Origin of the sequence: Paenibacillus sp. Cedars, from assembly GCF_003184205.1 — a bacterium.
GTDB classification, from domain to species: domain Bacteria; phylum Bacillota; class Bacilli; order Paenibacillales; family Paenibacillaceae; genus Paenibacillus_AQ; species Paenibacillus_AQ glucanolyticus.
The window spans coordinates 1106737-1119779 of the sequence record NZ_CP020866.1; the positions used below are offsets into that span (position 1 = coordinate 1106737).

The 13043-nt window shown below is 43.5% G+C and carries 18 protein-coding genes; 7 read left to right on the forward strand and 11 right to left on the reverse strand.

Going from position 1 to position 13043, the window contains the following annotated elements; genetic code table 11:
- Positions 1–333: 333 nt before the first annotated feature.
- The 9 genes from B9D94_RS30905 to B9D94_RS06860 form a co-directional block, all read right to left on the reverse strand.
- Positions 334–510: a hypothetical protein gene (locus B9D94_RS30905; RefSeq protein ID WP_172963915.1), complete on the reverse strand. Its 177-nt coding sequence runs from the start codon at positions 508–510 to the stop codon at positions 334–336.
- A 108-nt stretch (positions 511–618) separates the two neighbouring features.
- Complete coding sequence (locus B9D94_RS30910; RefSeq protein WP_172963916.1) at positions 619–777, reverse strand: hypothetical protein; 159 nt, start codon at positions 775–777, stop codon at positions 619–621.
- 168 nt (positions 778–945) lie between these two features.
- Complete coding sequence (locus B9D94_RS06830) at positions 946–1548, reverse strand: JAB domain-containing protein (RefSeq protein ID WP_148246677.1); 603 nt, start codon at positions 1546–1548, stop codon at positions 946–948.
- Positions 1549–1659: 111 nt separating this feature from the next.
- Positions 1660–1848 (reverse strand): hypothetical protein, encoded by a 189-nt coding sequence (locus B9D94_RS06835; protein ID WP_148246678.1) that lies wholly within the window; start codon positions 1846–1848, stop codon positions 1660–1662.
- Positions 1849–1864: 16 nt separating this feature from the next.
- Complete coding sequence (locus B9D94_RS06840; protein WP_148246679.1) at positions 1865–2083, reverse strand: hypothetical protein; 219 nt, start codon at positions 2081–2083, stop codon at positions 1865–1867.
- Complete coding sequence (locus B9D94_RS06845; RefSeq protein WP_148246680.1) at positions 2061–2279, reverse strand: hypothetical protein; 219 nt, start codon at positions 2277–2279, stop codon at positions 2061–2063. Before B9D94_RS06845 ends, B9D94_RS06840 begins: the two co-directional genes overlap by 23 nt.
- Before the next feature lie 107 nt (positions 2280–2386).
- On the reverse strand, positions 2387–2773 hold the full coding sequence (locus tag B9D94_RS06850) for a hypothetical protein (RefSeq protein ID WP_148246681.1): 387 nt from the start codon (positions 2771–2773) through the stop codon (positions 2387–2389).
- A 14-nt stretch (positions 2774–2787) separates the two neighbouring features.
- Entirely contained in the window at positions 2788–2928 is a 141-nt protein-coding gene (gene sda / locus B9D94_RS06855) for a sporulation histidine kinase inhibitor Sda (RefSeq protein WP_253806113.1), read from the reverse strand.
- Between the two features lie 134 nt (positions 2929–3062).
- Positions 3063–3413: a helix-turn-helix domain-containing protein gene (locus tag B9D94_RS06860; protein WP_148246682.1), complete on the reverse strand. Its 351-nt coding sequence runs from the start codon at positions 3411–3413 to the stop codon at positions 3063–3065.
- Positions 3414–3687: 274 nt separating this feature from the next.
- On the opposite strand from B9D94_RS06860, the gene B9D94_RS06865 reads away from it, so the two are divergent.
- The 3 genes from B9D94_RS06865 (at position 3688) to B9D94_RS06875 (ending at position 6925) form a co-directional block, all read left to right on the forward strand.
- On the forward strand, positions 3688–4026 hold the full coding sequence (locus B9D94_RS06865; RefSeq protein ID WP_148246683.1) for a hypothetical protein: 339 nt from the start codon (positions 3688–3690) through the stop codon (positions 4024–4026).
- Positions 4027–4046: 20 nt separating this feature from the next.
- A complete protein-coding gene (locus B9D94_RS06870; protein WP_148246684.1) occupies positions 4047–5870 on the forward strand; it encodes a PQQ-like beta-propeller repeat protein in 1824 nt (607 codons plus the stop codon).
- 113 nt (positions 5871–5983) lie between these two features.
- Complete coding sequence (locus B9D94_RS06875; protein WP_148246685.1) at positions 5984–6925, forward strand: DUF4268 domain-containing protein; 942 nt, start codon at positions 5984–5986, stop codon at positions 6923–6925.
- 313 nt (positions 6926–7238) lie between these two features.
- On the opposite strand, the gene B9D94_RS06885 is transcribed toward B9D94_RS06875, so the two are convergent.
- Both B9D94_RS06885 and B9D94_RS06890 read right to left on the reverse strand, forming a co-directional pair.
- Entirely contained in the window at positions 7239–8384 is a 1146-nt protein-coding gene (locus tag B9D94_RS06885; protein ID WP_216642865.1) for a DNA cytosine methyltransferase, read from the reverse strand.
- 72 nt (positions 8385–8456) lie between these two features.
- Positions 8457–9107, reverse strand: coding sequence for a hypothetical protein (locus tag B9D94_RS06890; RefSeq protein WP_148246687.1), 651 nt, complete (start codon positions 9105–9107; stop codon positions 8457–8459).
- Positions 9108–9265: 158 nt separating this feature from the next.
- Between B9D94_RS06890 and B9D94_RS06895 the strand changes: the two genes are divergently transcribed.
- The 4 genes from B9D94_RS06895 (at position 9266) to B9D94_RS06920 (ending at position 13022) form a co-directional block, all read left to right on the forward strand.
- Positions 9266–10207, forward strand: a complete 942-nt coding sequence (locus tag B9D94_RS06895; RefSeq protein WP_148246688.1) for a hypothetical protein — start codon at positions 9266–9268, stop codon at positions 10205–10207.
- 7 nt (positions 10208–10214) lie between these two features.
- Complete coding sequence (locus B9D94_RS06900) at positions 10215–10697, forward strand: hypothetical protein (protein ID WP_148246689.1); 483 nt, start codon at positions 10215–10217, stop codon at positions 10695–10697.
- Between the two features lie 38 nt (positions 10698–10735).
- A complete protein-coding gene (locus tag B9D94_RS06905) occupies positions 10736–11164 on the forward strand; it encodes a very short patch repair endonuclease (RefSeq protein ID WP_148246690.1) in 429 nt (142 codons plus the stop codon).
- A gap of 1582 nt (positions 11165–12746) precedes the next feature.
- A complete protein-coding gene (locus tag B9D94_RS06920; protein ID WP_006212012.1) occupies positions 12747–13022 on the forward strand; it encodes an SRPBCC family protein in 276 nt (91 codons plus the stop codon).
- Positions 13023–13043: the final 21 nt, after the last annotated feature.

Consider the following 13043-nt stretch of genomic DNA (forward strand, 5'->3'; position numbering starts at 1 on the left):
GAGCAGTATTGGCCTGAATTCGTATTCGGCTTTAATCATGATGAAGGAGAAGATGACATTGTGTAATTATGATGACCTAATTGATGCTTTGAAACGAGAGAGTACGCTGAGTACTTGCTCGGACAGTCAAAAGGCCGCAAATGCCCATATGATTAATCTGTACGAGAACCTAAAGAAGAAGCGAACCAGTGATTCGCCCACCTATACTAATGAGCTTTCAATGGACCTTATGGCTAGACGGTTGGCCGATCCTAGCTACAGGTTCAGTGTACGGTCACTTTTGAACGGGAAGTAACAGGAAAGAGCCAACCAGAACGGCTGGCTCCCTTTGTATCAATTGTTGTCGAATAGATGCATTATATCAGCAACCTTGCTATCCATTGCATCCTTGACTGCTCGGAATACCTCTATCTCTGCTAGGCCTTCTGCAACCAGTAGTGCTTTCAATTTTGCGGCAATTTCGTCCTGCTCATGCTTTGGTAGTTGCGCGATATATATAGCTTTGCTCATAGAGTTCGTTCCTTTCACTTGTGTCATAAATACGATTGTACCATAGATATAATGTTGAACTTAAGAAGAGCCAATCACTAATGGACGGGCTCCTCCACGATTACACTCTTAGTTCTGACGGTAGAATTCCGCAGCTTCATCCTCCGTGTACTCATCAAGCACCGAGCGCATAATTGCTTCCAATTGTTCAAGCTGAGCCTGGGAGCAGCCCATCTCACGAGCTGCCAGTAATGCATATCCAGTTATAATCGCGTTTTCGTTAACCATTGATCGTTCCTCCACTGATTTTGATTTTTGTATGCATAGAACCGTGTATGATGCGAACGTGAGAGCACAAAGGCGTAGCGGAACGAAGTGGAGCGGAGCGCACCCACACAGCCGAAGGCTTTTATATAGAAGGGAGCCAGCATAGTAGGCCGACTCCCCGTAATAAAGTTACATGAGGCCCCTTTCCTTCAAGGAACAGAAACTGTCTTTACTTACGATGACGTGGTCGAGACAAGGAATCCCGATGATCTCCGAAGCTTGAACAAGCCGTTCCGTCAACTGGACATCTTCAGGTGATGGAGTGCAGTCACCTGATGGGTGGTTATGGATAGCAATAATAGAGCTTGCCGAACGCTTTATGGCTGGAATGAAAGTCTCGCGGGGATGAACCAAGCTGCTGTTTAACGTGCCGCGAGATATCATCTCCGTACCGATAATGCCATTCTTCGTTGAGAGCATGATTATGTGGAATTCCTCGACATTCAGAATCCCGATTGTATGGCGGAAGATATCGAATACATCTCTAGGTGAGCGGATGAATTTCGGCGTTTCCTTCGGCATATTCAACAACCGCGCCAACTTCATGGCAGATTGGATTTGCTTGGCACGCATTGGGCCGATCCCCTTGATCGAAGTCAGTTCATGCTCCGTTGCATCCATCAGATCGAAAGGCGTATTAAACCTAGATACCAGTTCTTGAACAACATTGCTGCTTTCCTTGATGCAGAGAGCTTCGGAAATTGCTGTGCGGAATGTATATTGATAATTCATGAGTACATAACCTCCAATGGTTTTGATAGGGATAAACAAAAATAGGGAGCCAGCCGAAGCCGCTCCCTTGAATGTGAATAGATATTGAGTTATCATTAAATCGAATAGGAATTACTGAGGGCGCTGGCAGGCGTCCTTTTTCATATCTTGAAGTTCTTTGAGCTGCATTTCCGTACCGACGAGCATTACCAAACAACGGATATACTGCTTTCCTTCCTCGCTTCTCAGCGATGCCTTTCCATTCAGACTCTTCCTGACGCTCTGTAGAGCCTCTTTACGCTCTTGTAACTGCTTTGTCATCGAAGTTCACCCTTCCTTAACTGGCTCGATTTTGACGCTTCAGATGCTGTTCTAGCTGCTTTGGATAGTACTTAGCGAAGTAGCCGCGCACATATCGATTAGCTAGTTCCTCATCAATCTTCCATACGCGCTGGAAGTATACCCCCAAGACGCGAGCTGCCATTACCAACTGATTCTGCATTACCAACTGACGGAGAAGAGTGGTCATCTCGTCAGCTATTTGCCGTTTCTCCACGTTTGATCGCCTCCTTAAGATCGTTGATCGTTTCTTGCCATTCCAACATTCCATGTACGACTTCCAGCAGACATACGCTGAATGGATAACCTTCAGAGAGAAGATCGGAATGATCGGTCTCTAAACGTTCAAATTCTCTACTTAACAGAATCAATGCAGCCGATGCCTCACTCAGCCTCTTACCAAACTCCTCCATATGCATTCCCCTCCCTCTGGCCTAATCTCACTCGGCCTGTATTGGGTTCTCTGTCAACGAAAAAGGACTCCCACCAATACCCATTCCTAGGTATTAAGCAGAAGCCCTTAGTGAAGCAGTTTTCTTATTTGTTTCCGTAGCTTTTGGTTAGCAACCTTTCCGAACGGATTACCGTACTGGTTCCACGTCCAGCTCTCATGTTCTTTCCATATCACCTCCCGTATTTGGTCAAGATCGTTGAATCCTTGTCTGTGCAGATGGTTGAATAACCAATTAACCTGATATCCCTGAGCGGAGAGGGGGCCGCTGTCATAATAGATTTCCTCTTGTCCGATGAAAAGGATTGCAACGATACCGTATGCACCGATCGTTACGTTCTGCTCGATGATTGTGCCTCTGAAGTCATTGTAGGTAGCAGGATGGAGCATATCGACACGGTAAAGCTGATACTGTGTATTACCAGCGGTCTTTGTAACTAGTAGCTGTTTGCTCATTTGCTTCGTTCCCTTCATGGATTAATGTTAGTGCCGCGGCGCTTCAACTCGCTCTCGATCAATGTGATGAATGCCGCATCCAACTCCAGCTCTTGCGCTGCTCTTAGGACATTCAACAACTGCTGATCAGTCAATTCCTTCAGGCTACCTGTCATCTGCTCACCTCCATACAATGTGGGCATCCTCTCACAGCCCTGGTTATCTCTGTCGTGCCATTGAACGCAAAAAAGGCCCTGCTTACCTATCCCATTTGGGATAAGCAACAGAGCCCAGTGTTGGAGCTATACGATTAGTTGTACAACGCTTTTAATAATTGCAGTGCCTTGCGCTGTTCTTCGATGCTCCTGCCTTCCAACAACTTTACAATCTGAATCAGCACAGTATTGTCGATTCTGTTCTTTGATTCGTCGATGTTTTGGAACAGATCGCTGTATGAAACATCTAATGCATTCAGAATGTTATCCAAGCTTTCTATCGTCCAGTTTGACCTGCCAGATTCCAGCTTGGTTATGTATGAAGGATGGACATCGGCCTCATGCGCCACATCCTCTTGGGTTCTTCCTTGATGATTCCTGAAGCCTTGAAGCCGCTGCCCCACAGCAGTCTTGATCTTCTGAACATCTCGCGATTTCCTAGCCATTCTATCACCTCTTACCAAAAACAGTAGAGGAATAGTGAATCATCGTCGAAACATTATAATGCATGATAATAACTTAACTAACCAATATAATGCATGATATAATCTGAATGTGAAAGGTAGGCAATTTGAACTATGGAAGGAGGACTGCCATGCAGGAGGGACCCCGTGGGCGGTTTCAAAAGTTCAACAACATTCTACTATACATAACTTATCACGGAATTTTTATCAACTTTTCAATCTGCATAAGGAAATTTCTTCGCAAAGGAGAGCGTACATGAGAAAAATGGGATTGGTCGCGGCAATGATGCTCGCACTGCTAATGCTTGCTGGATGCGGAGGTAGTCCAAAGTCCGAGTTCATAAAGTTAATAAAAGCTGATGTGGGCAGGGTACATGGAGCAACGCCAGAAAAGACAGTCGAAATAGAATTCACTCAGTTCGATGAAGTTGATGAGAGCAAATATTACGCCAAGGTTCAACTGACGTATGACTGGGGAGAGAAGCCATATAAGTACACGTACAAGCAACAGGCAACCTTTATAATGAAACATTACGGCGGTGAGTATCACCTGGACGGTGGCGGCACGTACTACAGCAGAAATAAAGTTGAATAGCGGAAATAGGGGGAATCATTTTGTTCAGAAAGAGATATGGATGGATTACGGCAATCTCACTGAGTCTTTTAATTGCTGGATGCGGCAATAACTCGCAATCATCAGGAGCATATCAGGGCAAGGCAATTGAAGGTATTGCAAGTGTAGCTTGGACAAACGAGGAACAGTTTCAATTTCCACTGCTAGAGCCTACAGTGACGGAGAAAGCTATGTATGTCGGTGATCTACGGTATCTTTACTCAATTGATACAAAGACGGGCAAGCAGTTATGGACTCAGGAAGTTGATGGAATGATATCGCGTCCTACCGTATCCAATGGTACGGTTAGCTTCATTGATAATGCAGGGGTTCATGCCCTGAATGCTGATTCAGGAGAGTTGCTGTGGGAGCATCTATCTAAGAAGGAAGTTCCCTACGAAATGCGTCCAAGTAAAGCCGCCGCGTCGTCCAATCACGTATTCATTCCTGAACAGCTTGAGGATGGCCGCATTACCCTCAATGCATTGGATATAAAGACAGGTAAGGAAAGCTGGAGCTACGGGGATATCGTATCACTCAAGATTTCTCCATTTATAGCGGGAGACAAGCTGTATCTTCCCTTTGAAGGCGGCATACACATCATTAATGAGAAGTCAGGCAAAGAATTGGATACCATCGAGCACGGATCACCTGTAAGCAGTGTGGCTGTCGATAAGAAGCTCCTGGTGGTTTCTGATCTAGGCGGTAGGATAACAGCTTATGATTTGAAAAGTAAGAAAGCCAAATGGAGCTATGAGAACGATAGTTTCGAAATGGTGAACAGGCCGCTGATTACTCTGCTCGATAATAAGGCACTTTTAACAGAAGTGAAGAGCGGTACTGTGGTGATGCTGGATGCTTCGAATGGTAAGGAATTATGGAGTAAGGTGCTCGGTGATCCATTATTCACACTCATGCATGGAGGTACTATCACAAATCCGATTGTTGCAGAAGAGACAGTGTACTTGGCCGTATTTGAGGGACAGAGTACTGTAACCAAGGGAGCAGCGGGGTACTCTGCTCTCCTAGCTCTGGACGCAAAGACTGGAAATGAGTTGTGGAGATATCAGGAGAATGACTATATCTACTATGCTCCTGCAATAGTGGACGAACGAATGATTACAGTGAACCACAAGTCCATAAAGGCTTATCAGGGCGGGCCAAACAACCAAGAGCTGAATCAATCGGAGTCCGTTGTCGATGAGGACGCGGCTGAACAACCACCAGTAGTACTGAGTGAAGAAGTAAAGGCATTTGAAGGACAATGGAGTACCCCAGAATCGGACGAACTGGCATTCACGCTCTCCTTTACTGATGATAGCAGAGGCACTATAACCTATCATCAAGAGGGGCGAGATTTTCCAACGGACTTTAGATATGAATTCCATGCAGAAGATGGTCATGTTGCTCTTTATATTGGGAGTGAGGAAAAGCTTGCACTGGTTTGGCTATATGACTCTGGGAAATTAGACTACAGGGACAATCAGAATATATACGTACTCGAAAGATCAGGCATTAGCACATCATTGGATGAAGCGGCAGAGACCAACTTAATTGATGCGTTTAAGGGCAAATGGTGCGATATAAACCAGGAACTATGCTTTGAGGTTGTGATTGACGACAGTGAAGTTAGAGGATATCTCGATTACTACCAAGAACAATATCCGTATCAAGAAGCATTCAAGATACCGTACATGGATGAGTACGAGATCGTGATTGAAATGGAAGCTGGCGCAAGCCAGGTCAGCTTAATTCTAAGTGATGATAAACAAACCATGACGTACGAATCGGACTTCAATACAGCTAAAATGACAAAGCAGGAATAGCGCCCACGCGGCGCTTTTCTTTTACTTAAAGCAGGGTAATCGATCGCTAGTGTCGAATAATAGGGTAATAGCTGTATTGATCGGTGATCGATATTTTGATGGGAGAACTTAGAATGAGTATAGGAAAGTTGGAGCCTGTTCCACTTCGTGATATATGGAAACATGAGGAAAGAGATTTCTCTAGTTGGCTTGAGGGAAATATTGAAATGCTTAGCGAGACACTAAACATAACCTTCACGGCTGTGGAACGTGAGAAAAGGGTTGCTTCATTTGAAGTCGACCTGGTTGCTGAAGATGATGACGGGAATGTTGTAATCATTGAAAATCAGCTTGAATCAACGAATCATGACCACTTGGGCAAGGTTATTACATATCTGACGAATCTTGATGCTAAGACTGCAATCTGGATTGTGAGTCATCCCAGACCTGAACACACAAAGGCGATCACTTGGTTAAATGAGTCTACACCAGCAGATATCTCTTTTTACCTGGTGAAGCTTTCCGCGTATAAGATCGGTAACTCTGAACCAGCTCCACTATTTACGATTGTTGTTGGACCGAGTGCTCAAGCTAAGGAAATCGGTAAAGAGAAGCAAGATATGGCAGAGCGACATGTTCTCAGGTTGAAATTCTGGGGAGGATTGCTGGAACGGGCGAGACAGATAGGGTTTAATCTTCATGCAAACCGATCAGCTACTAAATACATGGCTCTGGGTACAGGGGCAGGTAAGGCAGGACTGTCCTTTAATTACACTGTGTGGAGCGAAGACAAGACAGGGATTGAGCTTTATATTGATACTTCAGACCATACTAGGAATAAGAACATCTTCGATACATTATATAATCAGAAACAATTGGTTGAAGATAAGTTCGGTGAGTCGCTTATCTGGGATCGGCTAGATATAAAAAGGGCATCGCGCATTCAATACCTCTTGAATATGGGCGGTTTGAAAAGCGATGAGTCCAACTGGCCGCAAATACAGACAACAATGATTGAGAAAATGAAGAAGTTCCATGCGGTTCTGCAGCCGCTAATAAAGGACATTCAAGAATAGATTGAGGTGTTGAATTTTGCTTACATGTAAAGAATGCGGAGGCGTTTTATTTGTAATAAGTGTAGAGACTCCACCAGATCACTTATCCAAACAGGAGAAGCTAATATATAATCGAGTTTGTGATGTCCAGTGCATTGATTGTAAGAAGGTATTCTATTCTCAGCCATATGATTACGGCAAGAGATTGAACGCTGTTAAAGATACGGGCAAATAGAAAGACTCCCCTCAGGTGCTTCCTAAAGGGGAGTCTCTTCGCCGATGCTTTCGGACAAATAGATATTACCACTTCATAATAATGAAATCAAGACTTTAGTTAAACAACTTGAAGCTCTTTATTAGATTGTTGCGAGTAGTGCAACTTAAGGTATTCATATATTGGCTTTGATATTGCTTTTGCAAGCAAACAAGGAACTGCATTTCCTATTTGCTTATGAATTGAGCCTAAACTACCTTGCCAGATATAATCAGGTGGGAATGTCTGAATAAGTGCACATTCAATATATGAAAGTCTTCGATGCTCGGATGTGTCGGGTAAGATCCAATGATCAGGACCGACTTTTATCATTGGATCACCACTTGGATGTAAAGGCGCGTGACGACCGCTTGCCTGGATGGTGAAGCTAACTTCATCCCAGCTTCGTTTCCTGTTACGGCTTAAGTAACGGGATGAAAAGGTGCTATCATATATTTCGCCAATTTCTGTTTGCTTAAGATGTCCGATTGCATCCCTTAAAGTTACATAAGGTTTTTGTCCAGGCAAGTTCCCATGAGTTGGAGCAGGCAAATTGTACTCGAAATCTATGTCGTCTCTAACTCCTATAATAAATACTCTCTCTCGGTCTTGTGGGACACCATAATCACATGCGTTAACTAGATGATGGGATACAACGTAGCCCTCATTTCTAAAGTCCTGCATCATTGCTTCAATGATTTGTCCACCAGCCATTGTAAGCAGCCCTTTAACATTTTCAGCAATGAAGAACTTGGGATTTGCTTGCCGTAAGCAACGAACAAATTCTCTATACAGATAGTTACGTTCATCAGTAACCAATCTGTTGCCAGCAAGCGAGAAACCCTGACAAGGGTATCCTCCTACAACGACATCAGCTTTTGGAAAGTTTTTGACGCGACGAATATCCCCGCGTTCAACATAGGTCTCTGGATGGTTGGCAATATAAGTCTCACAAGCGTCCTTATCTATTTCATTTGCCCATATGACATTGAAACCAGCCATCTTCAGCCCAGTATCAAGGCCACCAGCGCCAGCAAATAGTGCGACCACGGAATAAGGGGTAGAATCATTTACCGTGCGACTTATGTATTCACTATACCCAAGTCCAAGAAGATGCATGATTGCATCAGAAAGAGACCTATTCTCTTTAACAGAAAGGTCTTCAATCTTATTGATTAGCTCTCTATGTTCAGATTTAGAGAGGGAAATAAGTTGTGTCGTCTTCATGTGCTCACTCCTATCTGGCTCGTAAATACTATATAACATTAATGTACCAGATGGAGGAGTGAAGGTCAAGCACTAGGGCAACATCGCGTGTCGATATATGAAGAATGTAAACACCTGACCTCTGGTATCTCTTCTATCTATCGATCCATCCAACACAAGGTTGCTGTTAAACTCGATTGCGTTATCGAATTTCGAGATTAACGATATTCCTGGAACTGATCTGAGCGGACTAGGGAACGAATACATCTTCCGATGTCTAACAACACCATCGCCATAATCCCCAAATCCAGTCTCCTGTTCATTGGAATGAGCGAAAGCTTGTTGACGATTGTGATTAAAGAAGTCTCCGTCGCAAATTGTAAAGTCCTCAAGGTAACCATAGTTTCTCTCGGTTGTGTAGCGTGCAACAGCATAGTAACATTCGCCTGAGATGTTTCCATGCTTGAAGCCGCCGCAAGGAATAGTCGAATTGAATTGTATTTGGCTATTAGCTCTAAGTGACTTCAATTCGAATCCAACATTATTAATTATCAGATCTGGATGAGCATTTGCCCCAAGCTTCTGTATTGTATATTCATCCAGCCCATCTTCAAACCAATCACTGAACAATTCCGCATTGGATTTTAGATAAATGTTGGGGCGGCGATGCCTTATTAGCCGCTGACTTTTCTTCTCAAATACCTCACAGGCAATTCTTAGACCTAGTTCTTCACTTGGTGTCACTTTGTAAATCCCCTTCCTTGTAAGATACATAAAGGGATTCGACAAGTTTAGTCCAATTCCTCTATTGACACCAAGGATTCGTGGTAGGATTTGGATAGGTTGTGGTAAGATAGTCTCAAAGTTTGCAATGATATCTAAAGAGAAGCGAGGGGCAAAGGATGGCGCACATTAACCGCAAGATTCATTTCTTTAGAATTAGCATTTCAGAGTTACGACAAGGTTCAAGCTCTTTACACCCACATACTGATCCGTATGGAGTATTTGATTACATAAGTAAGCTTCAGTTCATTGATGATGATCCTTTATCTAGGTATCTTTATCTGCCAAGCGGAGATGTCAATCTTATCGAGTTGGATTCGACAAGTACCGCATTAGAAATCAAAGGTCGATTTGCTGTGTCTCGAAGAACCTCGCTGCCTGAGCTAGAGGACCAGGGAGTGCTAAAAGGGCTAAACATTCCCGCAAATGCAGGTCTTGCAGAGATTACTCATTTTGTATATTATCCGACTGCTGGTGTTATTGGTCTGGAGTTCAATTTTTATGGACCAAGAGCAACTTCTCTAAAGGATTATGTGGTTGAAAAGAGCCGAACATTTTCGAATCCAGCAGCTCACATCGATATTACTCCGATACTTAATCTTGATGTAGATCGACAGGTAAGGTCAATCGGTGATGAGGTTAGCTTAGTACAAATCGAAGTGGCAAAGAACTCAATAGGAATCACTGAACAGTTGGATACGAGCCTTAAAAATGCGTTTGAAGCAGCAGCTTCGGTATCAGAAGCTGAGACTGTAGAAGTCATTCTTCGTAAGAAGAAGTACTCAAAAAGTGGATTCGGCTTCCCGTTCGTTAAGCAGAAACTCATCGACTTTCTCACTCAACAGTCAAACCGCGACCAGATTCATCGCTTTAAGTTGGTCGGACAAGATACTACAACTGAAAAGAATAAAGCTTTTGATCTATTAGAAGATAAGATGATCTCCACGAAAAGCGTTATTACGATTGACGATAAACGGCGAGCGGTAGAGTCAACAAGTATGTATAATGCAATTAATGAAGCGTACCATGAGTTGAGGGATAACTTCGCAAGGGTGGAATGATGTCCTGATGAAGAAGATTATTGATACGTATGATAAGTATTTCCTCTTTATGGAATTTGTCTTCTCAATCGTGTTAACCTTTCTAATCCTTTGGGTCATTAATATATACAGTCTACAGGATGAGGTAATGAATGTATTGAAGGGCTCGCGTTCGGCTTTATATGGAGCAATTGCTGGTGTGGCTGGTTCCCTTCTTGGCTTTGTTATTACTGGATTGTCGATTCTGCTTGTTACTGGCAATAGCGAGGGGATGAATGCCTTGAGATCAAGCAAGTATTATTATCAAATCTTCAAGGTATTCCTTAACACTAGTAAATACCTGGGACTGTTAGTGGTTCTTTCGCTTGTATCCCTGATCATAGACCGAGATGCTGCTCCGTTATTTGAAGTAAATATGGTTGTGCTGTGGGGAGTTATAATTGTAACGTTCAGGATTTTAAGATGCTTATGGGTACTGGAGAATATTATCGGGATTAATAAGCAAAAATAAGGTTGCTTTGTACACATGAAATAATACAGGAGATTGTAATGGCAGATAAGATTTCCAAAGAGGCTAGAAGCAAAATCATGAGCGCGATACGTTCCAAGGGAACCAAGTTAGAGGATCGCGTTTCCAAGGAATTGTGGCGCCGCGGATATCGCTTCAGAAAGAATTTGAATACCTTATTTGGAAAACCTGATATAGCCATTAAGAAGTACAAAGTAGTCATCTTCCTGGATTCATGCTTTTGGCATGGGTGTGATATTCACTACCGAATTCCTAAAAGCAATTATGATTACTGGTTCAATAAGATTGAACGGAATCGTGCCAGGGATAAGGTTGTAAATGAATATTATGAACAGAAAGGTTGGACGTTAATCCGAGTATGGGATCATGAAGTTAAGGAAGATATAGAAGCTGTCATCGACCGAATAGATCGTATCCTTCAAAGTAGACTCGTCACGACACAAATCTGAAAGTAGAATGCGATGCATAATCGTGGTCACATTCATGGTCACAGAACGCTAAAATACACAAGGAAACAGGGGTTAACATCAGATAAAGACAATGCCCGAAAACCCCTATTAGATAAGGGTTCTCGGACATCGCAGGATACAGGGGGAGCCGTGCTCGCCACACTGGCAGCGATGAGGTCAGGGGTTCGATCCCCCTAGGCTCCATAACTAAAAAGAACCCGCTAAACACAGGGATTTTCGAGTGTTTGGCGGGTTCTTGCTATGCTTAGATATGATTTGAGCGCGTGGTCACACGTTTGGTCACACTAAGGATTTTTTTAATGCTATTTCATCTTTTGCGAGGCAAATAGGACTCCGCTCAGACCTTTATTTTATTTTTCTCGATCACAAACAATCGCCCTGTCCTCTTTTGGAGGCAGGGTGATTTACTTTTACTCCGTTCTAAATGCTCCGATGAAAGGCGGTCAGTAAGTTGAGGATGAATTATTGAATCATGTTTAACGATTCAGAATCAAATTCTAACGAGCTACCCGTGTCGGCAGCGATTAAAACCTCCTTTTCTTTGCTCTCAAGTTGCGACCCGAAAATCATGTTGCCATACTGATGTGTGGTTTCCTTATGAATAGATGGTTAAATATGGAAATTAATGTCGAAGGTCACTCGAATGTCTGAATGCCCAGGGATTTCCTTTATTTTAGGGACTTTCGCTTTCTTCGTCAAATCATAGAACGTTCGAAGCAAGTTGCGTGGATTTACAAGAGTGCCTAACTTCGTACACACAATCAAATCATAGACTCTATAGTACGAGCCAGCGGAGCCGCAGCAAAATGCGCGGCTTATTTTAATCTCCTTCTGATAATTCCTTGTAGCGTCCCATTGTTATTTTTGCCTGCGACAGTACGTAATCCCTGACAGCTATCTTCGGAATTCGATAGCCCTTCATCTTTATCGACTTGATTTCGCCACTATTTAGCAATTCATAGGCTTTGTTCCTCGCAATGTTCGATGCTGGCAATGGTCAACTTCATCGCGCAAGGGATGGCAATCGGGATCTATGGCAAGATGACGGACCTCAGCAGATCGGCGATTCCAGCATGGAATCCGCTCTTTGGATCACCCGCAACGCAGGGCTTGATCTTCAGCAATATCTGGCTCGTGCTGGCGGTCTTACAAGTTGCCAGCTTAGGCCTCTTCTATTTCGTATTCGGCAGACGTTGCCGCGCTGAATCGTCCGAGACATGGTTAATAACGGCTTAAGCCTTCGTCAAGCGCACACTTCTACGACATGAGGTATTCTGTAAAATTCTTGGCCTTTCGCGCTTCGGCGCGATTAATGAAAGTGCGGTCAATTTAAATACCAAATATTCCTTGACAGGTATATTCCTTAATAGGTATATTCAAAATGAACAGAAAATAATATGAAAAAGGAGTGATTTGGTCTGAAGAAGTCGGCATTCTTGATTGTTGCCGTCGTCCTGTTGTTGGGAGCATTGGTCAGAAGTCCCGTGTTTGCTTTCGTATAGCGAATCCTTTGTAATCGCGCGTATGAATGGATTGGAGTTTTCACGCGACGTTAATCCAAATGCTGATTTATCCAGACTTCATCCAATCGTATTCCGATGAAGAAGGCAACACGATCCGGGCTCCGTTCAGCGGAACGTGGCCGCTCGAAGTGATCAACCACTTGATGTTAATCGAAAGCGAAGGAAAGACGAAGCTTACGCTAAGAGGCGGTCCGTTTAACGCCACTGAGGAAGAACGCGCCACCTTTGAGAGCATGCGCCCGCATGTACAGCAAGGATTCGTCGGGACATTTGGTCAACTCGATGCGTTCTTGGAACAAAACTTGAACCGTTAACTACTGTGTTGGCGATATTGG

Excerpts from the sequence above, each read along its gene's own strand:
- sda (WP_253806113.1), bottom strand. The coding sequence starts at position 2,928 with ATGACAGGTAGCCTGAAGGAATTGACTGATCAGCAGTTGTTGAATGTC.
- B9D94_RS06920 (WP_006212012.1), top strand. The coding sequence starts at position 12,747 with ATGCTGATTTATCCAGACTTCATCCAATCGTATTCCGATGAAGAAGGC.
- B9D94_RS06845 (WP_148246680.1), bottom strand. The coding sequence starts at position 2,279 with ATGGAGGAGTTTGGTAAGAGGCTGAGTGAGGCATCGGCTGCATTGATT.
- B9D94_RS30910 (WP_172963916.1), bottom strand. The coding sequence starts at position 777 with ATGGTTAACGAAAACGCGATTATAACTGGATATGCATTACTGGCAGCT.
- B9D94_RS06830 (WP_148246677.1), bottom strand. The coding sequence starts at position 1,548 with ATGAATTATCAATATACATTCCGCACAGCAATTTCCGAAGCTCTCTGC.
- B9D94_RS06895 (WP_148246688.1), top strand. The coding sequence starts at position 9,266 with ATGGCGCACATTAACCGCAAGATTCATTTCTTTAGAATTAGCATTTCA.
- B9D94_RS06875 (WP_148246685.1), top strand. The coding sequence starts at position 5,984 with ATGAGTATAGGAAAGTTGGAGCCTGTTCCACTTCGTGATATATGGAAA.
- B9D94_RS06885 (WP_216642865.1), bottom strand. The coding sequence starts at position 8,384 with ATGAAGACGACACAACTTATTTCCCTCTCTAAATCTGAACATAGAGAG.
- B9D94_RS06835 (WP_148246678.1), bottom strand. The coding sequence starts at position 1,848 with ATGACAAAGCAGTTACAAGAGCGTAAAGAGGCTCTACAGAGCGTCAGG.
- B9D94_RS06900 (WP_148246689.1), top strand. The coding sequence starts at position 10,215 with ATGAAGAAGATTATTGATACGTATGATAAGTATTTCCTCTTTATGGAA.
- B9D94_RS06865 (WP_148246683.1), top strand. The coding sequence starts at position 3,688 with ATGAGAAAAATGGGATTGGTCGCGGCAATGATGCTCGCACTGCTAATG.
- B9D94_RS30905 (WP_172963915.1), bottom strand. The coding sequence starts at position 510 with ATGAGCAAAGCTATATATATCGCGCAACTACCAAAGCATGAGCAGGAC.
- B9D94_RS06905 (WP_148246690.1), top strand. The coding sequence starts at position 10,736 with ATGGCAGATAAGATTTCCAAAGAGGCTAGAAGCAAAATCATGAGCGCG.
- B9D94_RS06850 (WP_148246681.1), bottom strand. The coding sequence starts at position 2,773 with ATGAGCAAACAGCTACTAGTTACAAAGACCGCTGGTAATACACAGTAT.
- B9D94_RS06860 (WP_148246682.1), bottom strand. The coding sequence starts at position 3,413 with ATGGCTAGGAAATCGCGAGATGTTCAGAAGATCAAGACTGCTGTGGGG.